This is a genomic window from Streptomyces sp. NPDC090021, from assembly GCF_044748225.1.
In the GTDB taxonomy this organism is placed as follows: domain Bacteria; phylum Actinomycetota; class Actinomycetes; order Streptomycetales; family Streptomycetaceae; genus Streptomyces.
The window spans coordinates 1-9,602 of record NZ_JBIVFO010000083.1; the positions used below are offsets into that span (position 1 = coordinate 1).

At 70.6% G+C, this 9,602-nt stretch carries 9 protein-coding genes and 1 pseudogene; 4 read left to right on the forward strand and 6 right to left on the reverse strand.

Going from position 1 to position 9,602, the window contains the following annotated elements; translation table 11 throughout:
• Positions 1 to 88: 88 nt before the first annotated feature.
• A complete protein-coding gene (locus ACIPXC_RS34735; protein WP_401626444.1) occupies positions 89 to 607 on the reverse strand; it encodes a DUF4245 domain-containing protein in 519 nt (172 codons plus the stop codon).
• A gap of 350 nt (positions 608 to 957) precedes the next feature.
• Between ACIPXC_RS34735 and glpX the strand changes: the two genes are divergently transcribed.
• On the forward strand, positions 958 to 1,989 hold the full coding sequence (gene glpX / locus ACIPXC_RS34740; RefSeq protein ID WP_030658724.1) for a class II fructose-bisphosphatase: 1,032 nt from the start codon (positions 958 to 960) through the stop codon (positions 1,987 to 1,989).
• A 276-nt stretch (positions 1,990 to 2,265) separates the two neighbouring features.
• On the opposite strand, the gene ACIPXC_RS34745 is transcribed toward glpX, so the two are convergent.
• Together ACIPXC_RS34745 and ACIPXC_RS34750 are read right to left on the reverse strand one after the other, a co-directional pair.
• Entirely contained in the window at positions 2,266 to 2,676 is a 411-nt protein-coding gene (locus ACIPXC_RS34745) for a WhiB family transcriptional regulator (protein WP_401626425.1), read from the reverse strand.
• 141 nt (positions 2,677 to 2,817) lie between these two features.
• A complete protein-coding gene (locus ACIPXC_RS34750) occupies positions 2,818 to 3,492 on the reverse strand; it encodes a DUF1707 domain-containing protein (protein ID WP_401626428.1) in 675 nt (224 codons plus the stop codon).
• Positions 3,493 to 3,650: 158 nt separating this feature from the next.
• Between ACIPXC_RS34750 and ACIPXC_RS34755 the strand changes: the two genes are divergently transcribed.
• A complete protein-coding gene (locus ACIPXC_RS34755) occupies positions 3,651 to 5,321 on the forward strand; it encodes a fumarate hydratase (RefSeq protein ID WP_401626431.1) in 1,671 nt (556 codons plus the stop codon).
• A gap of 334 nt (positions 5,322 to 5,655) precedes the next feature.
• Here the strand turns inward: ACIPXC_RS34755 and ACIPXC_RS34760 are convergent, their stop codons facing one another.
• A complete protein-coding gene (locus ACIPXC_RS34760; RefSeq protein ID WP_401626433.1) occupies positions 5,656 to 6,597 on the reverse strand; it encodes an alpha/beta fold hydrolase in 942 nt (313 codons plus the stop codon).
• A 62-nt stretch (positions 6,598 to 6,659) separates the two neighbouring features.
• On the opposite strand from ACIPXC_RS34760, the gene ACIPXC_RS34765 reads away from it, so the two are divergent.
• The gene (locus ACIPXC_RS34765) at positions 6,660 to 7,607 is read left to right on the forward strand and encodes a helix-turn-helix transcriptional regulator (protein ID WP_401626436.1); all 948 of its coding nucleotides are present in this window, start codon (positions 6,660 to 6,662) and stop codon (positions 7,605 to 7,607) included.
• Between the two features lie 183 nt (positions 7,608 to 7,790).
• Here the strand turns inward: ACIPXC_RS34765 and ACIPXC_RS34770 are convergent, their stop codons facing one another.
• The gene (locus ACIPXC_RS34770; protein WP_401626439.1) at positions 7,791 to 8,147 is read right to left on the reverse strand and encodes a hypothetical protein; all 357 of its coding nucleotides are present in this window, start codon (positions 8,145 to 8,147) and stop codon (positions 7,791 to 7,793) included.
• A gap of 52 nt (positions 8,148 to 8,199) precedes the next feature.
• Between ACIPXC_RS34770 and ACIPXC_RS34775 the strand changes: the two genes are divergently transcribed.
• Complete coding sequence (locus ACIPXC_RS34775; protein ID WP_401626442.1) at positions 8,200 to 8,970, forward strand: glycerophosphodiester phosphodiesterase; 771 nt, start codon at positions 8,200 to 8,202, stop codon at positions 8,968 to 8,970.
• A 265-nt stretch (positions 8,971 to 9,235) separates the two neighbouring features.
• On the opposite strand, the pseudogene ACIPXC_RS34780 reads toward ACIPXC_RS34775, so the two are convergent.
• Positions 9,236 to 9,463 (reverse strand): annotated as a pseudogene (locus ACIPXC_RS34780) (RICIN domain-containing protein); the annotation flags it as partial.
• Positions 9,464 to 9,602 lie beyond the last annotated feature (139 nt).

Below are 9,602 nucleotides of genomic sequence, written 5' to 3' on the forward strand. Positions count from 1 at the left end.
CTCGTAGCGGAGCTACTAGGACATTCGGCTCGTGCGCCGAGGGTGCGTGCCGGGCGTCGCGACGCCGCGGGGCAACTCAATACAGGCCCTAGCGGCCCTGCTTGAACTCCAGTGCGCCCGCCAGCTTGCCCAGCTGCTCGAAGGAAGCCGTGCCGGTCACCACCGTGACGTAGCCCTGCTCCCGCCGCACGAGGGCGTCGTACTTCTCGCCCTCCCAGCGCTCCCAGGACGTGTCGCCGACCTGTTGGGTCTGCCCGGAGGCCGTGGCGCTCCGGGTGACCCGCTCCAGGTACTTGACGGAGGTGTCGGTGGACTGCTCCACCGCCGCGTACTGCTGCTCCGGGTCGAGGAAGCCCAGGTGCCAGGCGTCGGCCTTCTTGCGCTCGTACGTCACCGAGGTCGCCCGCCACTGCTCCGGGAGGCCCACGGGGGCGGCCACCGGGTACGGGGCCGCGCGCCGGGCCGTGATGGTCTCCACCCGGTAGTCCACCGTGCGCGTCGGATCGGCCTGGTCGTCATGCGGGACGAAGAGGTAGATCCCGGCGACGACGACACCGATCACCGCCAGCGACCGGACCATGTCCCAGATCGTCTGCTTGCCTTTCATACCTGCCACGGCACCATCGTCCCGTATCGCCGGGGGGCGATCACCGCCGGGGTCGCGCGGACGCGCCGCGCGGCGCACCCTTGAGTCGCCCGCCGTGTGCCGGCCGAGGATCCGCCGAGGGGCCGCCGAGGGTCCGCGGCGTACCCGTCGGGCGTCCGCCCCGCGCCCTGCCGAGCTCCCCGCCCGGTCACCCACCCAGTCACCGCGCCCGACGCAAGGCGTCCGCTCAGGACAATCGAATGACCGATATTCCGCTCATACGTGACCCGCCCTGCTCAATATGTCGACGTACCGATAGAGTTCCAGCACCCTCACTTCCCGGCCGTCGCCGTACAGAAAGGTGCGCTCCGATGACCGAGCACAACCTGCCGCCCCAGCTCGAAGTCTCCCCGGAGGCCCCCGACCGCAACCTCGCGCTCGAACTCGTACGGGTCACCGAGGCGGCCGCCATGGCCGCCGGCCGGTGGGTCGGCCGCGGCGACAAGATCGGCGCGGACGGCGCCGCGGTCAACGCGATGAGGACCCTGATCTCCACCGTCTCGATGAACGGCGTCGTCGTCATCGGCGAGGGCGAGAAGGACGAAGCCCCGATGCTCTTCAACGGAGAGCAGGTCGGCGACGGCACGGGTGCCGAGGTCGACATCGCCGTCGACCCGATCGACGGCACCACCCTGAACGCCAAGGGCATGCCGAACGCCATCGCAGTCCTGGCGGCCGCCGACCGCGGCACGATGTTCGACCCGTCCGCCGTGTTCTACATGGACAAGCTGGTCACCGGCCCCGAGGCGGCCGACTTCGTCGACATCAACGCCCCGGTCTCGGTCAACATCCGCCGGGTCGCCAAGGCCAAGGGCATGCACGCCGAGGACGTCACGGTCGTCATCCTGGACCGCCCCCGCCACGAGGGCATCGTCCGGGAGATCCGCGAGACCGGCGCGCGCATCAAGTTCATCTCCGACGGCGACGTCGCCGGCTCCATCATGGCCGCCCGCGAGGGCACCGGCGTGGACCTGCTCCTGGGTATCGGCGGCACCCCCGAGGGCATCATCTCGGCCTGCGCCATCAAGTGCCTGGGCGGCGTGATCCAGGGCAAGCTGTGGCCCAAGGACGACGCCGAGCGCCAGAAGGCCATCGACGCCGGCCACGACCTGGACCGGGTGCTCACCACCACCGACCTGGTCTCGGGCGACAACGTCTTCTTCGTCGCCACCGGCATCACCGACGGCGAGCTGCTGCGCGGCGTCCACTACCGTTCCCAGACCGCGACGACGTCCTCGCTGGTCATGCGCTCCAAGTCCGGCACCATCCGGAAGATCGACTCCACCCACCGCCTGTCGAAGCTGCGCGCCTACAGCGCGATCGACTTCGACCGCGCCCAGTAGGAGACGGGGCACCACGCGAGAGGGGCGGTCACCCTGTGCGGGGGTGACCGCCCCTCTCGCGCGTCCGTGTACGGGGCGTGGGGGACGCACGGGGGCGCCCGCGAGGTACGGAGACACATGTACGTACGGAGGCACATGTACGTACGCACCCACCCGAGACGCGGACCACGGCCGCCCGGCCGACGGCGGCGTCAGAGCCGGGGCCGGCGTCGGCGTCAGAGCCGGAGGCGGCAGCACGGCCGGGGGTCGGCGGCGATGGCGGGGCCGGGGGCGGGCTCAGCCCGCCGCGGCTATCGTCCCCGCCTCGGAGGCTTGCCGCAGTTCGGCGGACCTGCGCCGCATCCGCGCCAGCACCACCCGGCGCTCGGCCGCGGTGAGCCCGCCCCAGACCCCGTACGGCTCGGGCTGGAGCAGCGCGTGCTCGCGGCAGGCGACCATCACGGGGCAGCGGGCGCAGACACGCTTGGCGGCCTCCTCACGGGAGAGCCGGGCGGCCGTCGGCTCCTTGGACGGGGCGAAGAACAGCCCCGCCTCGTCCCGGCGGCACACCGCCTCGGCGTGCCATGGGCCGTCCTCCGCCGCCCTGGCCGGCACCCGCGGCCTCGGCACGGCCGACGGGCGCGCCCCAGGACCCTGAAGGCTGTTCACGGCGGCTACCTGCAGGGACTGATGCGGCGGATGCGGCACGGTCTACTCCTGACGACGTATACGTGAGCGAGAGACGACGCACCTGTCCCTACCCGCTGCACGCCCCCCTATGCACTGTGTGCCACGGGGCGCCCGGGGTTCGTCCGAAACGAGACCCTCCGCATCCGGATGCGGTGCATCTCAGCCGTTGAGGCGCCCGCGCAGCTTGCGCGCCAGGTCGACCAGGCGGGCGCCCATCTTGGGCCGCGCCTCGATGTTGCCGAGGAGGGAGAAGCCGCGGACGATCACCACGGGTGCCTGCGGGTCGGTCTCCCCGCGGCTCTCGCCGCGCACCTCGAAGTTGCCGAGGACCCCGCTGCCGTAGCCGCGCAGGGTGACGTTCTCCGGAACCAGGATCTCCACGTTGCCGAGGACGGAGGTCACGTTGATCTCGGTGACCTGCTGCTCGAAGACCGCCTGGGTGAGGTCGATGGTGATGTCGCCCATGACCGAGACCGCACGGGTGTGCGCGCCCGGCCGCCAGCGGCCCTTGCGGCTGGAGCTGCTGCACACGGCGACGATGGTCTCGGCCGCCGGACCGCCGGCCCCCGCGTACGCGGATGCGGATGCGGACACCGATGGTGACGAGGCATGGGCGCCACCGGGCGCGGGCAGATCCCGTACGAGCGCTTCCAGCTCGCCGACCGTCTTCACGGCGTACAGCGTGTCCAGGCGCTCGGAGTGCTCCTCGGCGGTCAGCCTGCCCTCGGCGAGGGCATCGCCGAGGACCTGTGCGATCCGGTCCCGGTCGGCGTCGGAGGCGCGCAGCCCGGCAGGGGCGGGCGCGGGGGCGGCGGGGTGCTTTTCCAGGTCCACGACGCCAGCATAGCGAGACACGATAGATCGCGATACTACCGGGCGGGCCCCGAGTGAGCCTTACCTCACAAACACACCCAGGGCGAGAGGTTCTACGCTGGTGGACTGCGCTGCCAATGTGGTCGTCAGTGCTGTCTGCCGAGTGAGGAATGGCCCCAATGCCGGAGTTCGCGTACACCGACCTGCTGCCCCTGGGCGAGGACACCACCCCCTACCGGCTGGTGACCGCCGAGGGCGTGTCCACCTTCGAGGCGGACGGCCGGACGTTCCTCAAGGTCGAGCCGGAGGCGCTGCGCAAGCTCGCCGAGGAGGCCATCCACGACATCCAGCACTTCCTGCGCCCCGCGCACCTCGCGCAGCTGCGCCGCATCATCGACGACCCCGAGGCCTCCTCGAACGACAAGTTCGTCGCGCTGGACCTCCTGAAGAACGCGAACATCGCGGCGGCCGGCGTCCTGCCGATGTGCCAGGACACGGGCACGGCGATCGTCATGGGCAAGCGCGGCCAGAACGTCCTCACCGAGGGCGGCGACGAGGCGGCCCTCTCGCGCGGCATCTACGACGCCTACACCCGCCTGAACCTGCGCTACTCGCAGATGGCGCCCCTCACCATGTGGGAGGAGAAGAACACCGGCTCGAACCTGCCCGCGCAGATCGAGCTGTACGCGACCGACGGCGGCGCGTACAAGTTCCTCTTCATGGCCAAGGGCGGCGGCTCGGCGAACAAGTCCTTCCTCTACCAGGAGACCAAGGCGGTCCTGAACGAGGCCTCCATGATGAAGTTCCTGGAGGAGAAGATCCGCTCGCTCGGCACCGCGGCCTGCCCGCCTTACCACCTGGCGATCGTGGTCGGCGGCACCTCCGCCGAGCACGCGCTGAAGACCGCGAAGTACGCCTCCGCGCACTACCTGGACGAGCTGCCGCGCGAGGGCTCCCCGCTGGGCCACGGCTTCCGTGACGAGGCCCTGGAGCAGCAAGTCTTCGAGCTCACCCAGAAGATCGGCATCGGCGCGCAGTTCGGCGGCAAGTACTTCTGCCACGACGTCCGCGTCGTGCGCCTGCCCCGCCACGGCGCCTCGCTGCCCGTCGCGATCGCCGTCTCCTGCTCGGCGGACCGCCAGGCCACCGCGAAGATCACTGCCGAGGGCGTCTTCCTGGAGCAGCTGGAGCGCGACCCGGCCCGCTTCCTGCCCGACACCACGGACGAGCACCTCTCCGAGTCCTCGGACGTCGTCTCCATCGACCTGAACCAGCCGATGGACGAGATCCTCGCGACCCTGACCGAGCACCCGGTCAAGACCCGCCTGTCGCTGACCGGCCCGCTGGTCGTGGCGCGCGACATCGCGCACGCCAAGATCAAGGAACTGCTGGACTCGGGCGCGGACATGCCGCAGTACCTCAAGGACCACCCGGTCTACTACGCCGGCCCCGCGAAGACCCCCGAGGGCTACGCCTCGGGCTCCTTCGGCCCGACCACGGCCGGCCGCATGGACTCCTACGTCGAGCAGTTCCAGGCGGCGGGCGGCTCCAAGGTCATGCTGGCCAAGGGCAACCGCTCCCAGCAGGTGACGGACGCGTGCGCCGCGCACGGCGGCTTCTACCTGGGCTCGATCGGCGGCCCCGCGGCACGCCTGGCCCAGGACTGCATCAAGAAGGTCGAGGTCCTGGAGTACGAGGAGCTCGGCATGGAGGCCGTGTGGAAGATCGAGGTCGAGGACTTCCCGGCCTTCATCGTCGTGGACGACAAGGGCAACGACTTCTTCACCTCGCGTGAACCCGAGCAGCCGACCTTCACCAGCATCCCGGTGCGCGGCCCCGGTCTGGCGTAGCCCGGCTGTCCCGCATCCAGAGAGCCCCCGGCGCCAACCGCCGGGGGCTCTCTGGCGTGCCGTCCTTCCCCCGGGCGACCCGGCCCCCGCAGGACCGAAGTCCCGCTACACTCCCGCCACCCGCCGAAAGACCAGGTCAGACAGCGAAATCCGGCCAGAGCACCAGCCGGCTAAGGGCTGTCCCGTAATCCCCGGTGGATCAGCGCACGGCGTCAGATGCGGTGCATCGCAAGGCGGAGGAGCGTCCCCATACTGGGCGTATTCGGGCGTTCCGACAACGCAGCGAGGTGCCGTAGCTGGCGTCGTGCGCCCGCCGGGGATTGCGGGACAGCCCTCAGGCGGCATCCCGCTTGTCCAGCCACTTGAGGATGGCCTGGTTCGTTTCTTCCGGCCTTTCCTGCTGGATCCAGTGGCCGCAGTCCAGGCTGACCACTTCTGCGTCGGGTACGAAGTCTGTCAGGTTTTCGGACCGTGCGACGGGGTCGCGGTCGCCGTAGATCATGAGGGTGGGCTGGTGGATGATCGGGTCCGCGGCCGCCAGGAGATGCCAGTTGCGGTCGAGGTTCCGGTACCAGTTGATGCCGCCGGTGAACCCGGACGTCTCGAAGGCGGAGACGAGGACGGCCAGTTCGCTGTCGCTCATGAGGGGCTCGCCGAGGGCTGTCGGCGCGTGGGCGAGGTTGATCAGCGCCATACCCGGCTGAGGCTCCGGCGGCGGCTGGTTCTTCCGGTACAGGTTGCGGAGGAACTGGACGGTGTTGTCCTCGAATACGGCGTCGGCGACGCCCGGCCGCCGGTTGAAGTGGACGAAGTAGAAGTCGCCGCCGAGCATGGCTTCCATGGACTCGATCCACGGCTTTTCACCGCGCTCCTGGTAGGGCAGGCTCAGGTTGATCACCTTGTTGACCCGGGTGGGGTGCAGCAGGGTCAGTCCCCAGACGACGAACGCGCCCCAGTCATGGCCGACGAAGGTGGCGTCGTCGTATCCGTAGTGGTCGAGGAGCGCGACGAGGTCACCCGACAGGTGCTCGATGTCGTAGTCCGTCACTTCGGCCGGGCGGGAGGAGTTGCCGTAGCCCCGCTGGTTCGGTGCGATGACGTGGTAGCCCGCCGCGGCGAGGGCGGGCATCTGGTGGCGCCAGGTGAAGGCGTGGTCCGGCCAGCCGTGGCACAGCACGATGGGCCTTCCCGCGTTCTCCTGGCCCGCTTCGAAGACTTCGAGTTCCACACCGTTGACCGGAATGAGGGTGGGCTCGGGGAAATCGGTTGAGGTCATGTCGCCATCGTGCCGCCCCAAACCGGTCACCTCATGACCGGTTTATGTGGGAGTTTTGTGGCGTGCGAACCGACCGGCTGGTGGCCATCCTCCTCATGCTGCAACGACGCGAGCAGGTGACAGCGGCAGAGGTCGCCCGAGAGCTGGAGGTCTCCGAGCGCACCGCCCGCCGCGACCTCGACGCCCTGGCCATGGCCGGGGTGCCCGTCTACTCCACGCAAGGCCGGGGCGGCGGCTGGCGCCTGGTGGGCGGCGCCCGCACCGATCTGTCGGGGTTGACCGCGAGCGAGGCCCGCGCCCTGTTCCTGGTCGTCGGACCGGCTTCGGCCGCGACGCCGGCCGTGAAAGCGGCACTGCGCAAACTCGTCCAGGCCCTGCCGGAACCCTTCCGTGCCCAGGCCGAGGCAGCAGCGTCATCCTTGGTCATGGACCCGCAACGATGGGGATCGAACCGGGGCGAGCTCCGACCGCCTCGGTTCCTCGACGGACTCCAGGACGCGGTGATCCGCGGCGTCCAGGTACGGCTCGGCTACGTCGACGGCAAAGGTGCCGAAACGAAGCGAACCGTCCACCCGCTGGGCATCGTCGCCAAAGGCCCGGCCTGGTACCTCGTCTGCCACACCGAGAGAGGTCGGCGGACCTTCCGGATCGACCGCGTGTCGTCCGTTGATCCGACCGACGACCCTGTGCACCGGCCCGAGGACTTCGACCTCGCCGCAAGCTGGCGCGAGATCGCCGACGAGATCGACCGCAGACGAACGCCCTTCGAAGTCCAGGCCGTCTGCGCACCGGCCGGCATCGGCATCCTCCGGATCGGGTTCGGCGACAGGCTCGAAATAGGAGGCACTACGACCGACGGACGCATCGCCGTCGTGATCCGCGGCTACGACGAGTACACCATCGCCGGTGAACTCGCCGGGCTGGTCGAATGGCTCGAAGTGATCGGCCCTCCGGCCGTGCGAGACCAACTGGTCTCGATCGGCAACGCGCTCGTCGAGCGATACGGCTGACGCCGGCATGGGGCGCTCGGCCCACGTACTGAGCCTGCTCGACGAGCATGGTTCGATTCCGGCGGACGCCCGGTCACGACGTCGGCGGGTCCGTCGGCCTGGCTCAACCTTCACCGAGGTCACCAAGGGCGGCTTCAAGGTCACCCCGGCCCCGCCGGCCCCCGGCCGAATCCGCAGCCGTAGTCACGGCGGCGGCGCCGTCAGGTACCGGGCCTCGACGGGGGTGGCCCGGTACCCCTGCTCCCGTGCGGCGACGACCTCGGCGATGCTCAGCCCGTACACCCGGCGCAGCAGCGCGATCGGCACCCCGCCGGGCCCGCCGACCGGCAGGCGGACGGCGCCCTCCCGGGCGAGGATGCGCTCCCGTATCCAGGGCGGGGGGACGCCCCGGCCGCGGTCGCAGGCGTAGATCTCGTACCGGGGACAGTGGTCGTAGCCCTCCCAGCGCAGCTCGCCGTCCCGGACGAACTGCCAATCCTCCCGGACGCACTCCTCGCAGGGCTCGCAGTGCGCGGCCCCGTACATCTGCTGTTCCGCCATCCGCGCAGCATGCGGTACCGGGGCGTCCCGCGCATGCGGATAACGTCGGGGCATGACGCACACGCAGCCCCGTACCGACCGCGCCGTCCGGGTCGTCGCCCATCGCGGGGCCTCCCACGAGCACCCCGAGCACACCCTCGCCGCCTACCGGCAGGCCATCGCCGACGGTGCCGACGCACTCGAATGCGACGTACGGCTCACCGCCGACCACAAGCTGGTCTGCGTGCACGACCGGCGCGTGGAGCGGACCTCCGACGGGCGCGGGGTGGTGTCGGAGATGACGTACGAGGAGCTGGGCGCCCTCGACTTCGGCGGCTGGAAGGGCGCGGAGCACCGCGGGGCGCAGGTGCTGCTCTTCGAGGACCTGCTGAAGGAGGCGCTGGCCGCCGACCGGCCCGTCGGGCTGGCCGTGGAGACCAAGCACCCCACCCGTGCGGGCGGCCGGCTGGAGGCCGAGCTGGTGCGGGTCCTGAAGGAGTACGGGCTGGCCGACGGCCGGGCGGGGCTGGTCGAGGTGATGAGCTTCTCGCGCAACGCCCTGATCAGGCTGAACCGGCTCGCGCCCGGGCTGCCCGCGGTCTACCTGATCGAGCGGCGGCTGCGGCCGGTCCGGCCGCCGTTCGCGGGGCACGCGGGGCCGGGCATCGACCTGGTGCGCAAGGATCCGGGGCTGGTGGGGCGGTTGAAGGCGAAGGGGCTGGCGGTGCGGGTGTGGACGGTGGACGAGCCGGCGGACGTGGAGCTGTGCGTGCGGCTCGGCGTGGACACCCTGATCACCAACCGGCCGCGCGAGGTGCGGGAGCAACTGGAGGCGGCCCGCTGAGGCGGGTGCGGGTGGTGGTTCCAGGAGGCGTTGTTGTCGTACGTCACCGCGAGGTTGCGCTTCGACTGCGCGATGACGACGTCGTAGGGCCCTTGTACCAGCTGTTCGGATGTGCGACAGCCGCAGGATCGTCGGCACGGGGCAAGAGCCGCACATGAATACACCCGGCCGGGGTGCGCCGGCCGGGCGTGGGGGGATCGGGTGGGAGCGGGGCGGTCAGTGCGGAGCGCCGCTCAGCGGGAGCGCCGGTCGGGCGAAGTGCCGGTCAGGCGAAGCGCTGGTTCGCGGATCCGTTGCAGGGCTGGAGGCGCAGCGGTTCGTGGGCGGCGGCCACGGTCAGGCACATGCCCGGGGCGGCGGCGGGCCGCAGGGTGGCGCCGTCGCGGAGGAACTGCTGGTTGGCTCCGCCGTGGCAGTTCCAGATGATCAGGCCGGTGCCGGAGCCGTAGTTCGCGCCGGGGGCGTCGAGACAGCGGTCATGGGTCAGCTCGATTTGACATCCTCCCCCAGCTAAAGGCAGGGGGATTCCAACCCCTGTCGGGGCTGAGGTTCACGGGCATTCGACCGCTTGCGCGGTGTTGCCCCTCCGGTACCGGAAGACTTCTTCCGGGGCCTTACGGCCTGTCCTACCG

Bases quoted from the DNA above. Each gene is read 5' to 3' on its own strand.
- ACIPXC_RS34735 (WP_401626444.1), bottom strand. From the start codon at position 607: ATGAAAGGCAAGCAGACGATCTGGGACATGGTCCGGTCGCTGGCGGTG.
- glpX (WP_030658724.1), top strand. From the start codon at position 958: ATGACCGAGCACAACCTGCCGCCCCAGCTCGAAGTCTCCCCGGAGGCC.
- ACIPXC_RS34755 (WP_401626431.1), top strand. From the start codon at position 3,651: ATGCCGGAGTTCGCGTACACCGACCTGCTGCCCCTGGGCGAGGACACC.
- ACIPXC_RS34760 (WP_401626433.1), bottom strand. From the start codon at position 6,597: ATGACCTCAACCGATTTCCCCGAGCCCACCCTCATTCCGGTCAACGGT.
- ACIPXC_RS34770 (WP_401626439.1), bottom strand. From the start codon at position 8,147: ATGGCGGAACAGCAGATGTACGGGGCCGCGCACTGCGAGCCCTGCGAG.
- ACIPXC_RS34775 (WP_401626442.1), top strand. From the start codon at position 8,200: ATGACGCACACGCAGCCCCGTACCGACCGCGCCGTCCGGGTCGTCGCC.